Annotated in this window: 23 protein-coding genes; 5 read left to right on the forward strand and 18 right to left on the reverse strand. The window is 70.5% G+C overall.

Annotated features, from left to right (window positions below; translation table 11 throughout):
- The first annotated feature begins 21 nt into the window (after positions 1-21).
- Genes AB0I53_RS01895 through AB0I53_RS01905 form a run of 3 tightly spaced genes read left to right on the forward strand, consistent with a single transcriptional unit; the run spans position 22 to position 2466 of the window.
- Complete coding sequence (locus AB0I53_RS01895) at positions 22-894, forward strand: GntR family transcriptional regulator (protein WP_358594910.1); 873 nt, start codon at positions 22-24, stop codon at positions 892-894.
- On the forward strand, positions 891-2153 hold the full coding sequence (locus AB0I53_RS01900) for a PTS transporter subunit EIIC (RefSeq protein WP_358594913.1): 1263 nt from the start codon (positions 891-893) through the stop codon (positions 2151-2153). The genes AB0I53_RS01895 and AB0I53_RS01900 overlap by 4 nt, the downstream gene beginning before the upstream one ends.
- Before the next feature lie 43 nt (positions 2154-2196).
- Positions 2197-2466, forward strand: coding sequence for an HPr family phosphocarrier protein (locus AB0I53_RS01905; protein WP_358594916.1), 270 nt, complete (start codon positions 2197-2199; stop codon positions 2464-2466).
- 136 nt (positions 2467-2602) lie between these two features.
- Here the strand turns inward: AB0I53_RS01905 and AB0I53_RS01910 are convergent, their stop codons facing one another.
- The 16 genes from AB0I53_RS01910 to aspS all read right to left on the reverse strand — a co-directional run bounded on the left by AB0I53_RS01910 (position 2603) and on the right by aspS (position 19978).
- Positions 2603-3457, reverse strand: a complete 855-nt coding sequence (locus AB0I53_RS01910; protein WP_358594918.1) for a shikimate dehydrogenase — start codon at positions 3455-3457, stop codon at positions 2603-2605.
- Complete coding sequence (gene mltG, locus AB0I53_RS01915) at positions 3444-4646, reverse strand: endolytic transglycosylase MltG (RefSeq protein WP_358594921.1); 1203 nt, start codon at positions 4644-4646, stop codon at positions 3444-3446. The genes AB0I53_RS01910 and mltG overlap by 14 nt, the downstream gene beginning before the upstream one ends.
- The gene (gene ruvX, locus AB0I53_RS01920; RefSeq protein ID WP_358594924.1) at positions 4643-5113 is read right to left on the reverse strand and encodes a Holliday junction resolvase RuvX; all 471 of its coding nucleotides are present in this window, start codon (positions 5111-5113) and stop codon (positions 4643-4645) included. The genes mltG and ruvX overlap by 4 nt, the downstream gene beginning before the upstream one ends.
- On the reverse strand, positions 5110-7782 hold the full coding sequence (gene alaS / locus AB0I53_RS01925) for an alanine--tRNA ligase (protein WP_358594927.1): 2673 nt from the start codon (positions 7780-7782) through the stop codon (positions 5110-5112). Before alaS ends, ruvX begins: the two co-directional genes overlap by 4 nt.
- Before the next feature lie 75 nt (positions 7783-7857).
- Positions 7858-8172: a hypothetical protein gene (locus AB0I53_RS01930; RefSeq protein WP_358594930.1), complete on the reverse strand. Its 315-nt coding sequence runs from the start codon at positions 8170-8172 to the stop codon at positions 7858-7860.
- The gene (locus tag AB0I53_RS01935) at positions 8169-8576 is read right to left on the reverse strand and encodes a DUF948 domain-containing protein (RefSeq protein WP_010311092.1); all 408 of its coding nucleotides are present in this window, start codon (positions 8574-8576) and stop codon (positions 8169-8171) included. Before AB0I53_RS01935 ends, AB0I53_RS01930 begins: the two co-directional genes overlap by 4 nt.
- 242 nt (positions 8577-8818) lie before the next feature.
- Entirely contained in the window at positions 8819-9784 is a 966-nt protein-coding gene (locus tag AB0I53_RS01940; RefSeq protein ID WP_358594933.1) for a D-glycerate dehydrogenase, read from the reverse strand.
- 63 nt (positions 9785-9847) lie between these two features.
- Positions 9848-10255 (reverse strand): hypothetical protein, encoded by a 408-nt coding sequence (locus tag AB0I53_RS01945; RefSeq protein WP_358594936.1) that lies wholly within the window; start codon positions 10253-10255, stop codon positions 9848-9850.
- A 102-nt stretch (positions 10256-10357) separates the two neighbouring features.
- Entirely contained in the window at positions 10358-11665 is a 1308-nt protein-coding gene (locus AB0I53_RS01950) for a replication-associated recombination protein A (RefSeq protein WP_358595220.1), read from the reverse strand.
- A gap of 98 nt (positions 11666-11763) precedes the next feature.
- Complete coding sequence (locus AB0I53_RS01955; protein WP_358594939.1) at positions 11764-13278, reverse strand: SulP family inorganic anion transporter; 1515 nt, start codon at positions 13276-13278, stop codon at positions 11764-11766.
- A 298-nt stretch (positions 13279-13576) separates the two neighbouring features.
- On the reverse strand, positions 13577-14173 hold the full coding sequence (locus tag AB0I53_RS01960; protein ID WP_358594942.1) for a carbonic anhydrase: 597 nt from the start codon (positions 14171-14173) through the stop codon (positions 13577-13579).
- A gap of 47 nt (positions 14174-14220) precedes the next feature.
- Positions 14221-14595 (reverse strand): hypothetical protein, encoded by a 375-nt coding sequence (locus AB0I53_RS01965; RefSeq protein ID WP_358594945.1) that lies wholly within the window; start codon positions 14593-14595, stop codon positions 14221-14223.
- Positions 14596-14934: 339 nt separating this feature from the next.
- Positions 14935-15657: a GNAT family N-acetyltransferase gene (locus AB0I53_RS01970; RefSeq protein ID WP_358594948.1), complete on the reverse strand. Its 723-nt coding sequence runs from the start codon at positions 15655-15657 to the stop codon at positions 14935-14937.
- A gap of 90 nt (positions 15658-15747) precedes the next feature.
- Positions 15748-16962 (reverse strand): hypothetical protein, encoded by a 1215-nt coding sequence (locus AB0I53_RS01975; protein ID WP_358594951.1) that lies wholly within the window; start codon positions 16960-16962, stop codon positions 15748-15750.
- A gap of 232 nt (positions 16963-17194) precedes the next feature.
- Complete coding sequence (locus AB0I53_RS01980; RefSeq protein WP_358594954.1) at positions 17195-18136, reverse strand: DUF389 domain-containing protein; 942 nt, start codon at positions 18134-18136, stop codon at positions 17195-17197.
- 21 nt (positions 18137-18157) lie between these two features.
- Entirely contained in the window at positions 18158-19978 is a 1821-nt protein-coding gene (gene aspS, locus AB0I53_RS01985; RefSeq protein WP_358594958.1) for an aspartate--tRNA ligase, read from the reverse strand.
- Between the two features lie 521 nt (positions 19979-20499).
- Here aspS and AB0I53_RS01990 point away from each other — a divergent pair.
- Positions 20500-21543: a hypothetical protein gene (locus tag AB0I53_RS01990; protein WP_358594961.1), complete on the forward strand. Its 1044-nt coding sequence runs from the start codon at positions 20500-20502 to the stop codon at positions 21541-21543.
- 228 nt (positions 21544-21771) lie between these two features.
- Here AB0I53_RS01990 and AB0I53_RS01995 read toward each other — a convergent pair whose 3' ends face one another.
- Entirely contained in the window at positions 21772-22182 is a 411-nt protein-coding gene (locus AB0I53_RS01995) for a hypothetical protein (RefSeq protein ID WP_358594964.1), read from the reverse strand.
- 647 nt (positions 22183-22829) lie between these two features.
- Positions 22830-23363 (reverse strand): hypothetical protein, encoded by a 534-nt coding sequence (locus AB0I53_RS02000; RefSeq protein WP_358594967.1) that lies wholly within the window; start codon positions 23361-23363, stop codon positions 22830-22832.
- Here AB0I53_RS02000 and AB0I53_RS02005 point away from each other — a divergent pair, their 5' ends adjacent.
- Entirely contained in the window at positions 23364-23792 is a 429-nt protein-coding gene (locus AB0I53_RS02005) for a DUF397 domain-containing protein (RefSeq protein WP_358594970.1), read from the forward strand.
- Positions 23793-23799: the final 7 nt, after the last annotated feature.

The following is a 23799-nucleotide window of genomic DNA, read 5'->3' on the forward strand; positions in this document are numbered from 1 at the left end:
AGCAAGACCGATGGAGGCAGAGTGGCCGCACGGCGAACCGTGGACGGCAGTTCCCGCCCTGAGGGCGTGACTGACGTGCTGCGTGACGGCCCGACGCCGAAGCACGCCCAGCTGCGGGAGATCCTGCGCGAGCTGGCGAGCGAAGAACTGCTGCCCGGCTCGCCGGTGCCGTCCGAGCGCGACCTCGCGGAGCGCTACGGCGTCTCCCGGCTGACCGTCCGCGAGGCGGTCGGGCAGCTCGTCGCCGAAGGCCTGCTGGTGCGGGTGCGCGGCAAGGGCACCTTCACCACCCGGCCGCGGGTGGATTCCCAACTGCACCTCGCCTCATTCACCGAGGACATGCGCCGCCGCGGCATGCAGCCGGAGACGGTGCTGCTCGACGCGACCGAGGCGATCCCGCCGACGACCACCGCCGAAGCGTTCGGACTCCGGCCCGGCCAGCCCGCGTACTGGCTGTACCGGCTGCGCAAGGCCGACGGTGCGCCGATGGCGGTGGAACGCGGCTGGTACCACGCCGGGCTGCTGCCCGGCCTGCTCGACCACGACCTGTCCGACTCGCTGTACACCCTTCTCGCCCGCAACTACGAGGTGCAACTGGAAAGCGGCACGCAGACCGTGCTCGCCGAAGGCGCCGACGCCGAGACCGCGCGGCTGCTCGGGGTCCGCACCGGCAGCCCGGTCCTGGTGTTCCGCCGGATCTCCACGGCCCAGGGTCGCCCGATCGAGGACATGACTTCCTGGTACCGCGGCGACCTGTACCAGGTGACGATGCAGCTGGACCGCAACCCGAGCGGTTCCGGCCACCACCGCCCGTCCAGGCGGCCCGGCGGGCCGACCGGACGCGAACATCCCGCCAGACGACCCGGTCTCCACGACACAGGAGGTAACCGATGAGTGCCAACGCCACCGCGGCGAAGGGCAACAGAAAGGGTTTCGCCCTGCTGCAACGGCTCGGCCGGAGCCTGATGCTGCCGATCGCGGTCCTGCCCGCCGCCGCGCTGCTTAACCGCCTCGGCCAGGACGACCTGCTCGGCAAGGAGGGACTCGGCGCGACGCTGCACTGGATGCAGCCCGTGGCCGGGGTGATCGGCGCGGCGGGCAACGCGCTGTTCAACTACCTGCCGCTGCTGTTCGCGATCGGTGTAGCGATCGGCTTCGCCAAGAAGTCCGACGGCTCCACGGCGCTGGCCGGCGCGGTCGGCTACCTGGTGCTCTCGGGCGTGCTCTGGGAGATCACCGGCACCGAGGCGGACAAGGCCTTCAACAAGGGCCCGTACGGCGTGCTCGGCGGCATCGTCGCCGGGTTGACGGCGGCCTGGCTGTGGCAGCGCTACCACCGCATCAAGCTGCCCGCCTACCTGGGCTTCTTCGGCGGCCGGCGATTCGTGCCCATCGTCACGGCGTTCGCCATGGTGATCGCCGGCGTGATCATGGGCCTGCTGTTCCCGATCTTCGACACCGCGCTGACCGCCTTCAGCGACGCGGTCACCCAGAACGCGGTGATCGGCGGCGGCATCTACGGCGTGATCAACCGGCTGCTGCTGCCATTCGGCCTGCACCACATCCCGAACAACGTGGTCTGGTTCCTCTTCGGCGACTACCACGGCGAGAAGGGCGACATCGCCCGGTTCTTCGCCGGTGACCCGACCGCGGGCACCTTCATGACCGGCTTCTTCCCGATCTTCATGTTCGCCCTGCCCGCCGCGGCGCTGGCCATCTGGCAGTGCGCGAAGCCGTCGCAGCGCAAGGTCGTCGGCGGCATCATGATCTCGGTGGCTCTCACCTCGTTCCTCACCGGCATCACCGAGCCGCTGGAGTTCGCGTTCATCTTCGTGGCCTGGCCGCTGCTGCTGGTCCACGCGGTGCTCACCGGCACCTCGATGGCGCTGGTCAACGCCCTGGACATCCACACCGGGTTCGGGTTCTCCGCAGGCGCCATCGACTACCTGCTCAACTTCGGCATCTCGCAGAACTCGCTGTGGCTGATCCCGATCGGCCTGGGCTACGCGGTCATCTACTACTTCGTGTTCCGGTTCGTGATCACGAAGTGGAACATGCGCACCCCGGGGCGTGAGGAGGACGACACGGAAAACGCCGAGGTGAGCACGGATAATGCTGGTGAGGAAGCCAAGCCGGGCCCCGATAAGAGCTGATCCCCGGCCAACGTTTCCCCATTCCCCCGACGAACGGAGAACCATGTTCGAGCGACGGGTCACCGTGGCGAGCAAAGTGGGGCTGCACGCGCGGCCGGCGGCACTGGTGGCCAAGGCCGCCGCAGCGCAGCCCGTGAAGATCACGATCCGCAAGGACGACACGGATCCGGTGGAAGCGGGCAGCATCCTGGGCCTGATGACGCTGGGCGCGGGCCACGGCGACGAGGTGGTGCTCGCGGCCGAGGGCGAGGGCGCGGAGGCGGCGCTGGACCACGTCGCCCAGCTGGTCTCCTCGGACCTCGACAACAACTGACCGGAACAACGCGAGCGGCCCCTCCCACCCCGAGGAGGGGCCGTTCGGCTTTCCGCTGGAAAATGCCCGTGCGTATTTTGTGTCGCTATGGCAGCACAAAGCACACACGGGTCCTGACCTGCAGAGATGCCCTGGATCAGAGCGGGAGCGGGAGTTCGCCACCGGTGGCGTCGGCGAGGGCGTCGCGCATGGCCTCGCGGGGCGCCGAGCGCCCGGTGAACTGCTCGACCTGGCCGAACGCCTGGTGCAGCAGCATGTCCAGCCCGGTGGCGATCCGCCCGCCGGCCGCGGTGACCGCGGCGGCCAGTGGCGTCGGCCACGGGTGGTAGACCACGTCCAGCACGCAAGCCGCCTTCGCCAGCTCCGCCGCTTGCGCGTCCAACGCCCCTGCCGGGAGCGTCGACACCACGACGTCCGCCGCTGCCGCGGCGTCCGCGAGCGCGACGCGGTCCAGCCGCTCCACGCGCACCCGCAGCCCGACCCGCTCCGCGGTCTCGGCCGCGTCGCGCGCTCGCGCGGGCTCGCGCACCGCGAGCGTCGCTTCGCTGAGCCCGAGCTCCGCGAAGGCGGCCAGGGTCGCGGCGGCGGTGCCGCCGGCTCCCAGGATCAGCCCGCTGTGGCCGGTGGTGAATCCGCCCGCGCTGCGCAGCGCTCCGACGACTCCGTCGACGTCGGTGCAGTCCGCGGCCCAGCTGCCGTCGGGCCGGTGCACCAGGGTGTTCGCCGCTCCGACCGCCGCGGCCCGCTCGCTGACCTCGCTCGCGACGCCCAGCGCCGCTCGCTTGCCGGGCATGGTGACCGACAGCCCGGCCCATTCCGGGCCCAGCCCGGCGACGAACTCGACGAGCCGGTCGGCGTCGGCCTCCACTCGCTCGTAGGTCCAGTCGTGCAGGCCGAGCGCGGCGTAGGCGGCGCCGTGCAGCACCGGGGACAGCGAGTGCTCGATCGGCGAGCCGAGCACCGCTGCCCGTCGCGGCTCAGAAGGCGCCACGTGCCCGCGCCTCGTCGATGTAGGCCTCGTGCTCCTGCGGCGTGTTGGCGAAGCAGGAGGTGCCGTCCGGGTAGCACTTGACGAAGTACTTCCAGGTGCCGTCGGCGGGCGTCTCCGCCGCCTGGACGGCTTCCTTGCTGACCGCCGAGATCGGCGTCGGCGGCAGGCCGTAGTTCTTGTAGGTGTTGTACACGCCCGGCAGTTCCCGATCCTCCGGCCTGGTCAGCAGCGACGGCTTGTCCAGCGGGTAGTTGATCGTGGAGTCCAGCCCGAGGTGCATCGCCGGCGGCGCGAGCCGGTTGTGGATCACCCGCGAGATCTGCCCGAAGTCCTTGGTGATGCCTTCGCTCTGCACCAAAGATGCGATCTTGAGCAGCTCGTACGGGCTGTAGCGGGTGCCCTCGGCGGCCTTCGGCAATCCCGCGACGTCGAGCGCCGCCGCGGACCGGGTGACCACGTCGCGCAGCACGTTCTCCGCGGTCTCGCCGGGCTTCACGTCGTAGAGGCCGGGCATGATCAGGCCTTCCAGCCGCCGCTTCGGCTCGGCCTTGGAGGCGTCGGCGATCGCCCACTGCGGCACGCCGAGCGAGGCGAGGTCGGCGGTCGCGGCGACCCGGTGCATCTCCTCGGAGGTGATGCAGTTGGGGTTGGCCCCGGCGCAGCTGGCTTCGGCGAGCTTGGTCAGGACGCCCGGGGTGTGCCCGTTGTCGGGTGCCAGCTGGTCCTCCAGCCGCATGCCGGCGCGGATGTCCACCCGGCCGACCTTCGCCGCCGGCGACAGGATGTGCGCCACGGCGGCCTCGCCGGACATCTTGTTGCGCATCAGGTAGTAGCCCGGCTGGATGGTGTTGATCTGCCGGTTGGGCTCGGCGGCCTTGGTGAACGCCTTGGTGCTGGCCACCACGTCCCGCTCGGCGAGGTTGCGGCCGATGGCGCTGACGGTCTCGCCGGACTTGATCTCGACGACGACGTCGCCGGTGCCCTCGCCCTCGTAGTCCTCGTAGGAACCGATCTGCATGAGCTGGCTGCCCGCGTACAGCACGCCGAAGCCGACCAGCACCAGCACGAACAGGCTGGCCAGCGCGGTCACCAGGCGGCGCCGCTTGCGACGGCGGAACCGCTCCGGGTCGGGGGCGCGCCGTTGCCGCTCGTCGGGCTCGTCCGCGAACAATCCGAGATCGTCGGTCACGAAAGGTCCTCTCGTGTCTTCCCCCGACTGTCCAGGAACGCCTGCAAGATCTCCACCGCGGCCGCCTGGTCGACCACGGCCCGCTGCTTCTTCCCCCGCACTCCGCGTTGCGACAGCATCCGGCTGGCCGTCACGGTGGTCAGCCGCTCGTCGGCGAACCGCACCGGCACCGGCGCGATCCGCTCCGCGAGCGCCGCCCCGTAGGCCTGCGCCGTCTCCGCCGCGATTCCGTGCCGGCCCGCCAGCGTCTTGGGCAGGCCGACCACGACTTCCACCACCTCGTGTTCGGCGACGAGCTCGGCCAGCTGCGCGAGATCGGTGTTGCCGTCGGCATCCCGCCGCAGGGTGACCAGCGGGGTCGCCAGCATCGGGGCGGGGTCGCTGAGCGCGACACCGACCCGGACCGCACCCACGTCGACGCCTAGCCGACGTCCCGGTCCGGGGTCCGCCTGCCGGTGTTCGGTCACCCGCCAGCCACCACCTGGTCCAGCGCCGTGCGCAGTGCCGCGATCGCCGCGGTGATGCCGGCCGGGTTCGAGCCGCCGCCCTGCGCCATGTCCGGCTTGCCGCCGCCACGCCCGCCGACCTCGGCCGCGAAGCCGGGCACCAGCTTGCCCGCCGCGATGCCCTTGTCCCGCGCGGCGTCGTTGACGCCGACCACGAAGCTGACCTTGCCCTCGTCGGCGGAGAACAGCGCCACCACGGACGGGCGGGAGCCGAGCCGGCCGCGGATCTCGCCGGCCAGCGCGCGCAGCGCGTTGCCGTCCACGCCGTCCGGCACCTGCTCGGCCACCAGCGTCACGCCGTGCACGTCGGTGCCCTTGTCGGCGAGCTCGCCCGCGGACTGCAGGACCTGCGCGATGCGCAGCTGCTGCAGCTCCTTCTCCGCGCTGCGCAGCCGGGACACGACGCCCTGGATGCGCTCCGGCAGCTCGTCGGCCGGCACCTTGAACTGCTCGGCGAGCTGGCTGACCAGCAGGTGTTCCTTGCTGATGTGGCGCATCGCGTCCATGCCGACCAGCGCTTCGACTCGGTGCACGCCGGAACCCACGGAGGAGTCGGCGACCAGCTTGACCACGCCGAGGCGGGCGATGCTCGGCACGTGGGTGCCACCGCACAGCTCGCGGGAGTAGTCGCCCATGTCGACGACGCGGACCTGGTCGCCGTACTTCTCGCCGAACAGCGCGACGGCGCCGAGCTCCATGGCCCGGTCCATCGTCGTGGTGTAGGCCTGCACCTCGACGTCGCTCTGCAGGTAGTCGTTGACCTCTTCCTCGACTCCGCTGAGGACGGTGGCCGACACCGCCGACGGGGCGGTGAAGTCGAAGCGCATCCGGCCCGGCGAGTTCAGCGAACCGGCCTGCGCGGCGCGCCTGCCGTAGGCGCTGCGCACCGCCGCGTGCACGAGGTGGGTGGCGGAGTGCGACCGCTCGATCGCGTGGCGACGCGCGACGTCGACCGCGGCCTCCAGCGTGGTGTCCAAGCCGAGCTCGCCCTCGACGATCTTGGCGCGGTGGACGAACAGGCCCGGCACCGCGCGCTGCACGTCGTGCACCTCGACGGCCACGCCGGGGCCGACCAGCCGGCCGGTGTCGGCGATCTGGCCACCGCCCTCGGCGTAGAACGGGGTGCGGTCCAGCACCAGCTCGACCTCGGCGCCGGCCGCGGCGGACTTCACCGGCTGCCCGTCCACCAGCAGGCCCAGCACCCGGCTGTGCGACTGCAGGTCGGTGTAGCCGATGAACTCGGTGGTGCCGTGCTGGTCCAGCAGCGTCCGGTAGGTCGACAGGTCGCCGTGCCCGGTCTTGCGCGCCTTGGCGTCCTCCTTGGCCCGGCGGCGCTGCTCGGACATCAGGTTCCGGAAGCCCTGCTCGTCGACGGTCAGGCCCTGCTCGGAGGCCATCTCCAGCGTCAGGTCGATCGGGAAGCCGTAGGTGTCGTGCAGCTGGAAGGCCTGCTCACCGGCCAGCTGCTTGCCGCCGGCCTTCTTGGTGTCGGCCACCGCCAGGTCGAAGATCTTCGAGCCGGCGGTCAGGGTGGTCAGGAAGGCGTCTTCCTCGTTGCGCATCACCGAGTCGATGCGGTCGAACTCGGTGACCAGCTCCGGGTAGCTCGGTGCCATCGCGTCGCGCACGATCTTGCTGAACTCGCCGAGCACCGGCTCCTGCACACCGAGCAGGCGGGTGGAGCGGATGATCCGGCGCAGCAGCCGCCGCAGCACGTAGCCGCGGGCCTCGTTGCCGGGGGTGACGCCGTCGCCGACCAGCATCACGCCGGAGCGGGCGTGGTCGGCGATGACGCGGAAGCGCACGTCGTCCTCGTGGTTCGCGCCGTAGCGGCGGCCGGAGAGCTCCTCGGCCTTGGCGATCACCGGACGGACCAGGTCGGTCTCGTAGACGTTCTCCACGCCCTGCAGCAGGCACGCCACCCGCTCGACGCCCATGCCGGTGTCGATGTTCTTGGTCGGGAGCGTTCCGATCGGCGGGTGCCCCAGCTTCGGCGACTGCTCGCCCCTGATGTCCTGCATGAACACCAGGTTCCAGATCTCGATGTAGCGGTCCTCGTCGGCGACCGGGCCGCCCTCGCGGCCGTACTTCGGGCCGCGGTCGTAGTAGATCTCCGAGCACGGGCCGCCGGGACCGGGCACACCCATGTCCCAGTAGTTGTCCTTGCCGTCGCGGGTCTGGATCCGCTCGGACGGAACGCCGGCGACCTTCTGCCACAGCTGGGCGGACTCGTCGTCCTTCTCGTAGACAGTCACCCACAGCCGCGCCGGGTCGAAGCCGTAGCCGCCGTCGGCCTGGGACTTGGTGAGCAGCTCCCAGGCGTACTCCATGGCGCCTTCTTTGAAGTAGTCGCCGAAGGAGAAGTTGCCTGCCATCTGGAAGAACGTGTTGTGGCGGGTGGTCTTGCCGACCTCGTCGATGTCGCCGGTGCGCACGCACTTCTGGATGCTGGTGGCGCGCGGGTACGGAGCCGGCGCCTCACCCAGGAAGTAGGGCTTGAACTGCACCATTCCGGCGTTGACGAACAGCAGCGTCGGGTCGTCCAGGATCAGCGACGCGCTGGGCACCACGGTGTGGCCGCGGCCGCGGAAGTGCTCGGTGAACCGGTTGTTGATCTCGTGGGTCTGCACGGTGGGTCCTCGGGAACTCGGGTGACGGTGACGGCTTGGGTACCGGCGAGCGGCTGGCGGCGCGAAGCGCCGGCGTCAGCGGCCCGCCCGGCGAGCTCGCCGACCGCTGGCCGCGCCCTCGTCGGCGACCGGGGCGTCGATCCGGCGGAACTGCACCGTGTCGGCGGCGCTACCGCGCTCGACGACGTCGTGCAGCTCCTGCTCCCGCTCCTGCATTCCCGCGCGCACCTCGGCGCCGAACGAGCCGACGGCTCCGGCCAGCTCCCGGACCGCGCCGCCCAGCTGTTCGGCCATGCCGCTCGGCGTCGCCTTCCGGGCGGTCTCGTTGAGCTTGCGCGCCAACGCGACCCCGGCCGCGACGCCGGCGCCGAACCAGAACAGGCGCCTCACTTGCGCCCCCCTTTGCCCTTGCGGCGGAAGTGCCGTCCGGCGGGCTCCTGCCGCCGCTTCCGGCGGGCCCGCAGCGCCTTGCTGACCCCGTAGGAGAACGCCGCCGTCTTCACCAACGGGCCACCAAGTGTAGCCGTGAACAGCGAAGACAACGCCGAGACGTTGCCGCTGATCGTCTTGGCGTTGGCGGTGATGCCGTCGACCCGCTCCAGCTGGGTGTTGACGTGCGTGATGGTCGAGTTCGCGCCGGTGAACAGCGGATCGGAGTTCTCGTGCGCCTTGCGGATCGCGATGGTCGCCTCGTCCAGCGTGCGGCCGAGTTTGATCAGCGGGATCGCCAGCAGCACGACCAGCAGCACGAACGCTCCGGCGGCGATCAGCGCGGCGATCTGCGTGGGCGTCACGTGCCCTCCCGTATGTCCACGTCATTCGGTGGGACCGAGCTCTCGACCCGGTCCGTTGATCGTGCGTCAGGTTACCGGCCCCGATCCTCACTCCCGCACCCGGTCGGCCCCGCCCGCCGGAGGGCGCCGCCGGGCGGCGCACCCGCCCGCAGACACCCCACCTGGGCTCCGATCGGCGAAGCGAGCGGCGCCCTTTGCCAACCAATTTGACCAAGGGCGCCGCGAACCTCGAACCGATCGTGTTATGCGCGGACCGGGTTGGGCGGTTCGTGGCCGGTGAGGACCGCGGCGGCGTTGCGCGCGGCGAGTTCGGCCATCGCGGTTCGCGTTTCGGTGGTCGCCGAGCCCAGGTGCGGCACCACCACGACGTTGTCGAGGTCGAGCAGCGCGGGCTCCACCTCGGGCTCGCGTTCGAAGACGTCGAGGGCCGCGCCGCCGATCCGCTGCTCGTGGAGGGCCTTCGCCAGCGCGCCCTCGTCGACCACCGGGCCGCGGCTGGTGTTGATCAGGAACGCGGTCGGCTTCATGACCGCGAGCGCCGCCTCGTCGATGAGGTGCCGGGTCTGCTCGGTCAGCGGGCAGTGCAGGGACACCACGTCGGCGGTGCGCAGCAGCTCTTCCTTGGTCAGGAAGCGGGCGTCGAGTTCGGCCTCCACGTCGGCGGCGACGCGGCGGCGGCCGGTGTAGGCGATGTTCATCCCGAACGCGCGGGCCCGCCGGGCCACGGCCTGCCCGATGTCGCCGAGCCCGACGATGCCGAGCGTCTTGCCCTGCAGCCCGGTGCCGAGCATGAAGCCGAGGTGGAAGGTCCACGGCCGGCGAGACCGCAGCAGCCGTTCGCCCTCGCCGAGCCGGCGGGTCGACATCAGCAGCAGCCCGAGCGTCAGATCGGCGGTCGCGTCGACGAGCACGCCGGGCGTGTTGGTGACGGTGACGCCGCGCCCGGTCACCGCCGGGACGTCGACGTTGTCGTAGCCGACCGCCACGTTGGCGACCACTTGCAGCTGCGGGCCGGCGGCTTCGACCAGTTCGGCGTCGACCCGGTCGTGCAGCATCGTCACGATCGCGTGCGCGCCGCGCACCGCCTCGCGCAGCTCGGGCGCGGTCAGCGGCCGGTCCTGCGGGCAGACATGCACGTCCCCGACCTCGCGCAGCACGTCCAGCGCGGGCTCCGGAACCACCCGGCTGACCACGATCCGCTTGTCCACAACGACCTCCTCACGACGAGAACCCCGCCGGAATCTACCTGGAGGTCGGCGCGCCACCAGTGCTCAGCCCGACGCCGGGCCACCGGCCCGGCCGGCCGCCAATACGTCCAGTTTGCGCTGCACCCGCGCGGCCTCGTTGTTCCGCTGGTGCTCCTGGTGACGCCGCTGGCCCAGCGCGGCGAACGGATCGCCGAGGTTGTCCAGCAGGATCGCTTCCCCGTAACTGTTGCCGAGATCCCGGAAGATCTCGATCGCGCGGCCGCAGTTCCGCACGGCGTCGAGGTCGCGCCCGGTGTGGTGCGCGATGTATCCGAGACTGCCCAGCGTCCCGGACTCGCCGTCGCGGTCCTGCTGCTGCCGGAACAGCCCAGATCGAGCGGCAGCTGCCGCGGTGCGGGAGGCGACGACGCCGGTGATCACACCGGCCTGCAGCAATTGATCGACGTGCTGGGCGTGGACCGCTTTGCGCACGGCCGTCTTCTCCCGGTTCGGTGGCGCCGCCGGTCTGCCCCATCGTCACCCCGTTCGGCCGCGCCGAACGATCACCGTGGCGCCGTCACAGGATTCGGGGCGTCAGTCGTCGCCGCGGATGATGCCGCGGAGCTTCGGGACGCGGTCGCTGAGCGTGCGCTCCGCGCCGCGGCCGGTCGGCTGGTAGTAGTCGCGGCCCACCAGTTCGCGGGGCGGGTACTGCTGGGTGAGCACGCCTTCCGGCTTGCTGTGCGGGTACTGGTAGCCCTTGGCGTTGCCGAGCTTCTCCGCCCCGGCGTAATGCCCGTCGCGCAGGTGCGGCGGCACCGGGCCCGCCTTGCCCGCCCGGACGTCGCCCAGCGCCTCGTCGATCGCCATGATCACCGCGTTCGACTTCGGCGCGGTGGCGAGGTGGATCGTGGCCTGCGCCAACGCGATCCGCCCCTCGGGCATGCCGATGAACTGCACCGCGTGCGCCGCCGCGACAGCGGTCTGCAGCGCGGTCGGATCGGCCATGCCGATGTCCTCGCTGGCGTGCACGACGAGCCGGCGGGCGATGAACCGCGGGTCCTCCCCCGCCTCCACCATCCGGGCCAGGTAGTGCAGCGCGGCGTCCACATCGGACCCGCGGATGGACTTGATGAACGCGCTCGCCACGTCGTAGTGCTGGTCGCCGCCCCGGTCGTAGAGCACCGCGGCGCGGTTCACGGTGGCCTCGACCGTCGCCAGATCGATCGCGTCCGCGCCGGTCGAGCTCGCCGACTCCGCCGCCGCCTCCAGCGCGGTCAGCGCCCGCCGCGCGTCGCCGCCGGCGAGCGCGACCAGGTGCGCCTCGGCGTCCTCCTCCAGGCGCAACGCCCCGCCCAGGCCACGCTCCTCGCCGACCGCTCGGCGCAGCAGCGTGCGGATGTCGTCTTCCTCCAGGCTGCGCAGCTGCAGCACCAGCGATCGCGACAGCAGCGGGGCCACCACGGAGAAGTGCGGATTCTCCGTGGTGGCCGCCACCAACAGCACGGTGCGGTCCTCGACCGCGCCCAGCAGCGCGTCCTGCTGGGTCTTGGAAAACCGGTGCACCTCGTCGATGAACAGCACCGTCGCCTCACCGGACCGGCCGAGCCGACGACGCGCCTCCTCGATGACCGCGCGCACCTCCTTGACGCCGGACGACAGCGCGGACAGCGCCGCGAACCGGCGGCCGGTGGCCAACGAGACGAGGTTGGCGAGCGTGGTCTTGCCGGTGCCCGGCGGGCCGTAGAGCAGCACCGATGCCGGTGCCGCGCCTTCGACCAGGCGGCGCAGCGGGGCCCCGGCCCCCAGCAGGTGCTGCTGGCCCACGACCTCGTCCAGCGAGCGGGGCCGCATCCGCACCGCCAACGGCGCGTTCTCGGCCAACTTCTCGCCCGCGCGCATCTCGGTGTCGGCGCCGAACAGCCCTTCGTCGAACAAGCCCTCGCTCACACCCCGACGCTACCGGGCACCCCCGACCGCTCGGCCGACCAGGCGGTTGCTCAGCCCACGCGGGCGGGGAGCGCGACCTCGACGGTGCAGTCGCCGCGGCGGCGCTGCGCCGCCCAGTGCTCGACGGCCTGGTGGCAGGCGCGGTCCAGGTGCCGGACCATCGTCAGGTCCAGGTGCACGTGCTTGCCCGTCGGCAGCCCTTCGAGGTGGTCCAGCAGCCGCGGCAGCCGCAGGAACGTCGCGTTGCCCCCCAGTTCGACCCGCACGTGCTCGTCGCCGTGCTCGGCCCGCACCGACAGCCGGGACACCTCGATCGCGGTCTTGACGATGGCGACCGCCAGCCCGGTCAGGGTGCCGATCAGCAGGTCGGTGGCCACGATCATGCCCGCGGTCAGCACCAGCACGAACGCCTCGGAGCGGTGCTCCCGCACCAGCGCGACGACCTGTCGCAGCTCCAGCAGCTTCCAACCGGCCTGGATCAGCAGGGCCGCGAGCACCGCCGTCGGGATGAAGGCGAGCACGCCCGGCAACAACACCACGAACAGCAGAAGCCAGAACCCGTGCAGCACGCGGGAGAGCTTGGTCTTCGCACCGGCCTGCACGTTCGCGGCGCTGCGCACGATGACCGCGGTCATCGGCAACGCCCCGAGCAGACCGCAGAGCGCGTTGCCCGCGCCCTGCGCGACGAGTTCCTTGTTGTACTGCGTCTTCGGGCGGTCGTGCATGCGGTCCACGGCGGCAGCGCTGAACAGGCTTTCCGCCGAGGCGATCAGCGCGAAGGTCAGGATCGAGCCGAGCACGGCGGGCGTCACGAGCTCGCCCCAGGCCTCGGCGGTGGGCATGTTCAGCGCCGCGAGCAGCGAGCCGACCTCGACCTTGTGCACCGGCATCGCGAAGATCACGGCCACCGCGCTGGTCGCCACGACGGCGATCAGCGCACCGGGCACGAGCCGCACCCGGGCGGGCATCTTCTTCCAGCCGCTCATGATCCCCAGCGCCAGCACGGCGAGCACCAGCCCGCTGATGCCCTCCGAGGTGGTCGTCGCGGCGACCAGCAGGTCCGGGATCTCGGCGAACTTCGCCCAGGTGGACTCGGGCTGCGCGAGCCCGCCCACCGGGTAGATCTGGCCGAGGATGAGCACCAGCCCGATGCCGGCGAGCATCCCCTGCACCACCGACGGCGAGATGGCCCGGAACCAGGTGCCGAGCCGGCTCACGCCGAGGACGATCTGCACCACTCCGGCGCCGAGCACGATCACGCCGAGCGCGGCCAGCCCGTGCTGGTCCACCGCCGAGGCCACCAGCACCGTCAGCCCCGCGGCGGGGCCGCTCACCTGCATCGTGCTGCCGGGCAGCAGGCCGACCACGAGCCCACCGACGATGCCGGTGACGATGCCCAGTTCGGCGGGGACGCCGGAGGCGACGGCAACGCCGACGCACAGCGGCACCGCCACCAGGAACACCACCAGCGAGGCCCCCAGATCGGCGCCGAAGGTGGCCTTCGGCCAGCGCGGCGCGCCGAGCCTCCGGCGCGCCGGGCGAGGCGTTTCGAGTCGAGATATCACGATGCCCTCCAGGGCAGGTCGAAAAGCGGGAAACGGGTATCGCGCCGCGCACCTGGCGGTGCGGGCGTCGACCCGGTGGGCGGAAGTTCGGGCCTGCTTTGTAAGCGGCGGCAGCCGCTTGCGGTGTGGGACTCAGCTCGCACCGCCGCGGGTTCTCAGGGGTCTTCTCGCGAGGACAGCCCCGACGTGGTGAATTGGCATTCATGATGTCGGGGATCCCACAGCGAGAAGGCGACGGTAATTCCCGCAGGGGGGCCGCCACCCGCACCGCCAAGCAGGCCGAGTTTGGAAACTGTCGTTAGAGCGGCAGGAAGTCGGTGACTTCCGGCGTCTGCGGGCAGGCGAAGACGAGGCCGGTGTCGATCTCGTAGAACCAGCCGTGCAACCGCAGTTCGCCAGCGTTGATCCGGTCCTGGATGAACGGGTATTCGCGCAGCGTCTGCAGCTGCGCGTGGATGTGCCGCTTGCTCTCGGCGCGGACGCTGGGATCGTCCGGCTCGACGCCGTCCTGGCCGTCCGTGCCGAGCCAGCCCCGCAGCGCAGGCAGTTCCTCCAGGCCGCGCCCGGCCAGGGTCAACGCCGTCACGGCACCGCAGTGCGAGTGCCCGCAGACGATGATCTCCGGCACGCGCAGCTGCAGCACGGCGTACTCGATGGTGGCCATTTCGCTGGACGCCGAGTCCGGCGCGTATTTCGGCACCACATTGCCGGCGGTCCGCAGTTCGAACAGATTGCCCGGTTCTGCGCCGGTGATCTGCGACGGGACCACCCTCGAATCGGAGCAACCGATGAACAGCGCGGCCGGTTTCTGACCTGCGGCGAGCTGCCGGCGGCGGTCAGCGGAAAGCATGCTCGGGTGTCGCCGAGCGTGTCGCACGAAATGTTCGAAGCTCATTGTCGCCTCTCCTGGTCGTCGGCTCGGAATACGTCGCGAGCTGCCGATCAGTGGCGGATGACCTGGAGTGTGGCGGGGGAATGTTTGAGCTTGGCATATGCATGGTGCGGCTTGCTCCCAGCATTCGGGAGCCGCCCAACCTCGGTCTGATTTTCGATGCGGGCGATGCCCTGCAACCCCCGCGGCAACAGCGGGCGGCGATCCTCCCGCCGTTCGAAGGAGCGGCGGTGCAGCGCGATTCCCGGCATCCGTTCGCGCAGCTTCTCGCCGTCCCGGTGCTCGTTGGTCTCGGACTTCGTTTCCGCAGGTCCGGTGCGCAGTTGCGGGCCTGCTTCGGCGCTCAGCGGGCCCAGCACGGCGAGCACGACCGCGAAGAGCAGGAACAACCCCGCCCTCGTGATCTGCCAAGCCTTGCCGCGCACGAATGCCTCCTGTAATAGAGCAGCCGATCCCCATCCGGCGGCATCGACGGTAGCGGGGAGAAGTAGCGAAACGCTGAACTCAAGGTATCCGACAACGGCAGTACCGGCGCAAGTCGCAGATCCGGTCGAACCGGCCGGGAAACAAATGAAGATGTTCTAATACAACTCTGTTCGACCTGGTAATTCACCCGTATGCCGGGTGGACAGGAGGCCCATCACTGCGTTGCGTAAACGATGTTCACTACGCAAAGTATGCGGGATGTGACCAGAATTACCGCATCGAGTTAGCTTGAAACCTGAAATATGTTCGCCCGCGCAACGTGCCGGAAACAAGAAAGCCTAGCGGACCCGATAGTGGTAGCCGTGCGAGGGGATGAAGCCCAGCGCTTCGTAGCACGACCGCGCGCCGGGATTATCCGCCTCCACCTGGAGGAACAGTCGTGTCGCGCCGGCACCGGTCGCCCACCGAGCACCCGCGCGCAGCACCGCGCTGGCGACGCCGCGACGCCGCCAGTCGGGACTCGTGGCCATGCCGTAGATCCCGCACCAATCCGACGAGACGGCGAACGTCCCGACGCCGACCGGGATCCCGTCGTGCAGCGCGATGGCGAACCGCACCGGCTGCGGGATGCGATCCAGGCTCGGCTCCGGCTTGCGGCCCACCGCCTCGGCGGCGACGAGCCAGGAGGGTTGCGGGCCGGGCTCCAGCCGCACCTCGAATTCCTCCGACCCGGAGAGCATCCGCTCGCAGTCGGAGAACATGGCCGACGTGCGGCCGACGACGCGATAGCCCCGACCGGCCAGGAACGCGTCCAGCTCGGCATGCCGATCCAGCGGACTGACCTGCACGACCGGCGTGGTCTCCCGCGCCGCGTAGAACTTCTCCACCCGCTCGACCGCGGCATCGGGATCCGGCACGACCTCCGGCGGCAGCGCCGAGTTCGAGCGCTTGCGGTTCAGCAGCCCGCAGTGCCGCAGCACCCAGCCGTCGGCGCGCTCGATCGTCGAAGCGGGCCAGGTGGCGACGGCGGCCCGCTCGATCTCCGACTCGACGGAACTCACCCGCACCTCCCGATGCATACCATGCAAAAACTCGTATATGCATCCAATCACGGGACGCGCGGGCCCTCAACGGATTTCCGGCAGGCGTGTCTACGCGGTGCGGAACGCCGGGTACGGCTGCAGGTGCAGAGCGCCGGCGCCGAAGCGGTCCACCAGAGCGTCGACCATCCGGTCAGCGAACTCCGCGACGTCGGCCATGTCGGCCTGATCCGCGTCCGAACGCAGGTGCCGCCACCGGTCCACCAGCGCCGTGCTGCGGCGCGGCGAAGGCATGTGCAGGTCGATCGGCCGGTCGGTCTCGCCGGTCCGCGGCAGGAACCACCAGGTCGACACCCACACCCACAGCAGCTGGGCGTTGAACAGCCGGGGCATCAGCACCTCGTCGTCGTCCAGCTCCGGCCAGACCTCGACGATCTCCGAACGCCACGTCGACAACATGCTCTCCGCCAGGTTCTCCGGCAGGGCGTACGAGCACCACGACGACGGGAACGGGTACTGCAGGTAGGCGGCGTCCATCGCGACGTCGCGCACGCAGCCCCACTCGAAGTCCATGAACCGCACGCCGCTGCTGCCGGTCACGAGGCTGTTGTCCGGGCAGATGTCCGACGGGCTGAACGACCGGTACCGGCTCGACTCCAGCAGTTCCGCGGCGCCGGTCAGCCGCTCGACCATGCGCGGCGGGGTGTCCACACCGAGGGTCTGCGACAGCAGCTCCGGCAGCTCGCCGACCGATCGCGTGATGTCGTCGGCGACCGGATCGGTCCACGACTTCGCGCCCAGCCGGCGCATCAGCGCGTCGAAGTCCGCCTCGCACCCGGCCGTGGTGCTGTGCAGGCGGCCCAGCGCCCGCGCCCACGCCAGCAGCGCCCGCTCCGCCACCCGCGGATCGTCGGCGAACAGCACGTCGGCCAACGTGGAACCGCGCCCCAGGTCCTCCAGCACCAGCAGGCGCTCGGCGGCGTCGTGCGCGATGAGTTCGGGGCCGATCCGGGCTTCCGGCGGCAGCGCGGTGGTGAGCTGGCAGCTCGCCGCCTCGTGCGCGAACGGGTCAGAACGGGCTTCCTCCGGGCACTCGCCGTAGTGCTTGACCACGACGGTGCGAGGCAGCTCGAACGGCGATTCGGCGATCCGCACCCGCATCACGACCGAGCGGTCACTGCCGCCGAGGTCCTCCGCATCGGCAAGCCGGACCGCTGCTCCAGTCCGCTTGCTCAGCACGGCTTCCGCGGTCCCGACGGTGTCAGTCGCCTCGGCGCTGACCGGGACGCGAACCTCCGGGGGGCCGGTGGTGATCTCCACGCTCATCGTCTCCAGACACTACCCCCACAACATGAACCTGAAAGGGCATTACCGGTCAAGTGACACACAACCGGTCAACACCCGTAACCGCAGCGTGTTCACCCGGCAGTACCCGATCCCACTACCCGATCCCACTACCCGCTCCCACCCTCGACGATCCGCCGGACGCCAGTCGCCTCCCAGACACTGACGGAACCAAGCTGCGGCGGCGTTGCACGGCGGCGAAGATTGCGCGTCCTCACCGCATTTCCCGCGTCGGCACCCGGTCGGCCAGGCCGGCCCGCCTGCGCCGCAGCACGAGCACCGCGGCCGCCGACACGACGATGCCGACCAGGTTGACCACGAGCTGTGCGACCGAACCGAGGCATTGTGCCCAGTCGCCGAGCGTCGCCGCCACCACCGCGTAGCCGGCGGCCGGCACCGTCGTGACCGAGATGAACACGCCCACCAGCACCGCCGACTTCGCCGAAGTCAGCGACAGCATCCCGGCCGCGCCTGCCAGCAACGACACGACGAGCGACGACCAGCCGACCTGGTACACGAACGCCACCTGGCTGACGGCGGGCAGGCTGAGCCGGTCGATCAGGCCCGTCCACTCGCCGAGCAGCGCGGCCGCCGCGGTCACCAACATGGCCACCGGGAAGCCCACCGCGAGCGCCACCGAAGCCCGCCGCACCAGCAGCCAGCGGCGGGACACCAACCCGACGGCGATGGCGGCCAGCGGCCCGAACTCGGGGCCGACCACCATCGCGCCGACGATCGTCACCGGCGAGTCGGTGACGACGCCGACCGCCGCCAGCACGCACGCGATGGAGAGGAACGTCAGGAACGTGGCGTTCAGCCGGCATTCCTCGCCGGTGCGGGCGATCAGCTCGTCCCAGACCACCGCGTCGTCGCCATCGCCGGGAGCAGCCTCCTCCGCCCGCTCCGCGCGCCGCGACAGCGTGGTACCGGCTTCGGTGATGGTCACCGCGCCGACCGCGGCCAGCTCGGAAGCGCCGATCGCGGCCAGCACGTCGTCGGCGGCCTCCCTGGCCACGTCGAGCTCGACGAGATCACCCGCCGGATCGACCGCTCCGCCGCGCACGACGACCAGATGTGTCGTGCCCGGGTGCGACCGGGCACCGGCGAGCACCCGATCGGTGTACTCGGCCGGACAGATGATCCGCAGGTGCAGCACGTCGTGCCCGCCGCGCTCCGGTCAGCCCTGCTTCTCCACCACTCCGGGCGGGAACACCGAGATGCTCTGGTCGCCGACCTGCGCCGCGGCCTTGGCGTCGATCCCGGCTTCCTTGCGCTGCTCGATGGTGATCGGCGACGGCGCACCGGTCAGCGGGTCGAACCCGCCGCCGCTCTTCGGGAAGGCGATGACGTCGCGCAGCGAGTCGGCGCCGGCGAGCAGCATGCAGATCCGGTCCCAGCCGAAGGCGATGCCGCCGTGCGGCGGCGGGCCGAACTTGAAAGCGTCGAGTAGGAAGCCGAACTTGTCCTGCGCCTGGTCCTGCGAGATGCCGAGCAGCTCGAACACCCGCTCCTGGATCTCGGAGCGGTGGATACGGATCGAGCCGCCGCCGATCTCGTTGCCGTTGCAGACGATGTCGTACGCCCAGGCCAGCGCGTGCTCCGGGTTCTGGTCGAAGTTGTCGATCCAGTCGGCGTTCGGCGAGGTGAAGGGGTGGTGCACCGCCGTCCACCGGCCGCTGCCGACCGCGACGTCGTCGGTCTCGTCCACCGGCTCGAACATCGGCGCGTCCACGACCCATACGAACGACCAGGCGTCGTGGTCGATCAGGCCGCAGCGCTCACCGATCTCCAGCCGCGCCGCGCCGAGCAGGCCGCGGGCCGCCGAACGCGGACCGGCCGCGAAGAACACGCAGTCGCCCGGGGAGGCCCCGACCTTCTTGGCGAGCCCTTCGCGCTCGGTGTCGGACAGGTTCTTCGCAACCGGGCCGGACAGCGTGCCGTCGGCCCCGATGAGCACGTACGCGAGGCCCTTGTGCCCGCGCTGCTTGGCCCACTCCTGCCAGGCGTCGAGCTGCCGCCGCGGCTGGTCGCCGCCGCCGGGCATCACGACCGCACCGACGTAGGGCGCCTGGAACACCCGGAACGTGGTGTCCTTGAAGTACTCGGTCATCTCGGTGAGTTCGAGCCCGAAGCGCAGGTCCGGCTTGTCCGTGCCGTACTTGGCCATCGCGTCGGCGTAGGTCATCCGCGGGATCGGGCGCGGGATCTCGTGGTCGGCCAGCTTGCCCCAAAGCGCGACCAGGAGCGCCTCGCCGAGCTCGATCACGTCGTCCTGCTCGACGAAGCTCATCTCGATGTCGAGCTGCGTGAACTCCGGCTGCCGGTCGGCGCGGAAGTCCTCGTCGCGGTAGCAGCGCGCGATCTGGAAGTACCGCTCCAGGCCGCCGACCATCAGCAGCTGCTTGAACAGCTGCGGCGACTGCGGCAGCGCGTACCAGTTGCCGGGCTGCAGGCGGGCCGGGACGAGGAAGTCCCGGGCGCCCTCCGGCGTCGAGCGGGTCATCGTCGGCGTCTCGACCTCGACGAAGTCGCGGCCGTGCAGCACGTCCCGGGCGATCCGGTTGAGCTCGCTGCGCATCCGCATGATCCGAGCCGGCTCGGCGCGCCGCAGGTCCAGGTAGCGGTGCTTGAGCCGGACCTCCTCGCCGACCTCCAGGTGCTCGTCCAGCGGGAACGGGAGCGGCGCGGCCTCGGAGAGCACCTCGAGCTCGGTGGCGGTCACCTCGATCTCGCCGGTGGCGATCTCCGGGTTCTCGTTGCCCGCCGGGCGGCGGATCACCTCGCCGGTGACCCGGACGCAGAACTCGGCGCGCAGCCGGTGGGCGCGCTCGGCCATCTCGCCTTCGCGGAAGACGACCTGGGCGACGCCCGAGGCGTCGCGGAGATCGATGAAGATGACCCCGCCGTGATCGCGACGGCGCGCCACCCACCCGGCGAGGGTGACGGTCTGCCCGGCATGACCGGCGCGAAGCGATCCGGCCTCGTGCGTGCGCATCACGGGTACTGAGCTCCTTCTTCCGCTGTTCAGCGCTTGACGGCATGGACTGTGTTGCTGTCCCGGTCCTCGCCGCTCCACGATCGGCAGGACGCCTGTCGATCACGGGGTTCAGCAGCTGGGACGCAAGACATTAAGGCTAGCCAACCAACCTCGGAGCGCAGCGCGCAGGTGCCGCGCGTCCGACGCCGGCGCGGAGCGTGACCGCACCTCGCGGCGGCGGCGCCCGCCCCCGAGCCCGCCGCCTGGCCGCACCCCGGGTTCGTCCGTTCGCCGGAGCGACACCAAATGGTCGATACCAATTTCATCGAAGCTGGTCCACAATTCAACTGATTCGAGGCACGGCCGACGATCACGCAGCGACATTGCCAGGCGTCTGCGAAGCGATGAAGGAGTTGATTCCCGCCTTAAGCACACCCGAGTTCCTCCTTTAGTCGTAGACACCTACCGGAACTCGGTCGTTGCGCAACGTAGACCCCACTGATTAGCGTAAGTTCGGAATTCGGCGGACACGAGGAGTAACGATGACCGGCCCGAAAACCGAGGCTCGCCCGGCCACCCACCCGGCCGTCCGCGGCACGCAGCAAGGAGCGAACGCTTTGTCTGCCGAACTCTCCGAGCTGCTCCGAACCGGCCCGTTCGAGGCCGCCCTGCGCACCGCGATCCGGGCCAGTCGACTGAGCCTGGAACGCATCCAGCACCGGCTGCGCTCCCGCGGCACCCCGGTCAGCATCACCGCGCTGAGTTACTGGCAGTCGGGCCGCCGGCGCCCCGAGCGCCCCGACTCGCTGCTCGCCCTGCAGCAGCTGGAGCAGGTGCTCGGCGTGCCGGAGAGCTCGCTGTCGGCCCTGCTGGGCCCGCCGCGCCCGCGCGGCCGCACCCGGCAGGCCCCCGCCGAAGCGCCGCCGCTGAGCGCGCTCTGGTCGGAGAACGAGTCCGCCGCCGAGCTCCTCACCAAGATCGACACCAGCCACGACAGCAAGCTCGCCCGGCTGAGCCACCACGACGTCGTGCACGTCGACCAGCGCGGCGAGCTGCGCAAGATCCGGACCCGCAAGCTGGTCCGGGCCGAGACCAACGGCGTCGACCGCTGGGTGATCATGTTCGACGGCGCCTCGTCCGGCGAAACGCCCCCGATCATCCGGCCGATCCGGTCCTGCCGATTAGGCCAGGTCCTCACCGACCACGCCCGCGACCTGGTGGTGGCGGAGCTGCTGTTCGACCGGGCGCTGGCGCGCGGCGAGACGATGCTGCTGGAGTACGAGATCATCGACCCGCCGACCGGCCCGAACGAGGCCGAGCACAGCTTCTGCCGACTGTTCCGGCTGCCCGTCCGGCAGTACGTGGTGGAGCTGCAGTTCGATCCGGCGCACCCGCCGACCCGGTGCGAGAGCTACGTCGGCGACTCCACCACGCAGGAGGTGGAGCCCCCGAAGCCGTTGACCGTCGACCGGTTCGGCCGCACGCACGCGGTTGCGCTGGACTTCGGCATGGGCGTCTTCGGTGTTCGATGGCAGCCCGAGGAGCAGCTGGGCTCCAGCACCTCTTCGCGCACCACGACGCGTTGACCCGTTCCGGGGAAGCGCCGATCGACCTCCAGTACGGAAGGTAACCGCGAATCGGCGTCGCGCCGACCCGCAACCGAATCACGAACAACATCGTCGGCGCTTTTACAACCCCGAAACGAACGCCGAAGTTTCCGGACTTCGTAGAAATCGTTTTCCTTAGCATTGTCTTATCCCAATCGAAAATGATGTGCATTTCCCGAACCGCCACCCGATCGTCGCCGACCGGGCTCACAACCGGCTGAGCTGACGCACTCTCTCCTCCTCGGCGGCGGACCGGGCGGCACCCGCCCCGACGTCGCGGAACGCCGACGGCCGCGACGAGCCGATGCCATGCCGGCGCTTCGCGTCGGCCACCAGGGCGAGGACCTCCCGAGGGTAGGACTCCGGCACGTACGAACCTTCCCGGTAGAGCCTGGCGTAGCTCGGCACCAGTTCCGGGTGCTCGCGCTGCAACCAGGCCCGGAACCACTCCCGCGCCCCCGGCCGCAGGTGCAGCAGCAACGGCGTCAGATCCGCCACCCCCGCCTTGGCCAGCGCCCGCACCGTCGCGTCGATCTGCTCCGGCGCGTCGCTGAGCCCCGGCAGGATCGGCGCCATCAGCACCGAGCAGCCGATCCCCTCGGCGGCGAACCGGCGCACCACATCCAGCCGCAGCTGCGGCGACGGGCGCCCCGACTCGACGGCCCGCCAGAGCCGCTCGTCGACCGAACCCCACCGAGACCGCCACCGACGCCGGGGCCACCTCGGCGGCCTGCACGATCAGGTCGACGTCCCGCAGGATCAGCGTTCCCTTGGCGAGGATCGAGAACGGGTTGGCCCGATCGCGCAGCTCGGCGAGGATCTCCCGCATCAGCCGGTCGCGCCCCTCGGCGCGCTGGTACGGGTCGGTGTTGGTGCCCATCGCGATCGCCTCGCCGGCCCGGCGCGGGCTGGCCGGCTCCTTGCCCAGCAGGCTTCCGGCGTTGACCTTGACGACGATCTTGCTGTCGAAGTCGTGCGCCGCGTCCAGGTCCAAGTACGTGCGAGTGCGCCTCGCGAAGCAGTACCTGCACGCCAACGCGCAATCGCTGTGCGCCAGGTGCCACGACCACAAGCCCCGGAGCCGAGAACGCCGAGCGCCAGAGGAAGCCCGCGATGAGCGCTTGCGGTCTCAGCTGACCTCGTCAGGCACCGGGGCACTGGTCACACCCCGGTCGGCTTACGTGCTGGCACCGCATGGCGATCAGGTGGATCAGCTCGCGCACTTCCGGCGCGCGGCGGCACGAACTCGCCGCGACGGGTCTGGGTCAGGGCTGGTAACGCGCGGCGATCTTAGTGACCTGGCCGCTCTCATCGAGCCAGATCTTGGCCGACTGGTTGTTCTGCTGGACGAAGTCGTCCAGGGTGATCGGCACTACTCCCAGCCCCTCCGAGTCGAGCTGGGGCGAGTCGATCGGCGCGGCGCCTTCGAACGGGCTGAGCAACTGGACATCCGGAGCGAGTGCGGCCTCTAGACGGGGTCCGCCTGCGCTGATCGGGTGGGGTGCTCCCATGGAGGAGTCGTCCCACTTGCCTTCGACGTAGGAGAGCATCCAGCTCCCGTTGTTCTCGGCGAACTCCAGATCGACGGCAACGTCGACGGTGTGGATGTTCGGGGCCATGACGTCTGCCCCGGCGCCCGTCTCGGAGTTGGCAGTACTCCCGGCACTCGCGGCGCCTGCCGCCGGTCCGGGCGGGGTCGATGTCGACTGCCCGGCTACGGACGTGCACCCGCTCACGAACACCGCCGCGGCCAGCAGTCCGCCGGGGATCAGAACGGCCATACGGCTGATCTTGCGCATTTGTTTCTCCTGCAACCGGGTTGTTTCCGACTCTTCGATCAGACAGACGTGCCGGAGCCGTGGCGGTTGTCAGCGGTCGGCAAAAACGATCACCCACTTCGGTTCCACTGCTCGAACGGGCATCGCGGCTGCCTGGAGGGTCAGGATCGTGGGGAACGGCTGGCCGACCGCGGCCATGAGCCGCATCGCGGCAAGGAGGTCCTCTGGCGCGGAGCCCGCACAGGCCCACAAGGACTGACCGTGTTCACCAACTGGCGCAAGTCCGCCAAGAGCCTGCACAACCCCGAGCAATGCGTCGAAATCGGCACCGCGCCCGGTAAGGCAGGCGTCCGTGACACCAAGAACCGCGACGGTGCCCTACTCACGTTCCCCGCCGTGACATGGGCGGCGTTTCTCTCCCAGGTCAAAGCCGGCAAGTTCGACCGCTGACCAGCTC

The organism is Saccharopolyspora sp. NPDC050389 (assembly GCF_040655595.1).
In the GTDB taxonomy this organism is placed as follows: domain Bacteria; phylum Actinomycetota; class Actinomycetes; order Mycobacteriales; family Pseudonocardiaceae; genus Saccharopolyspora.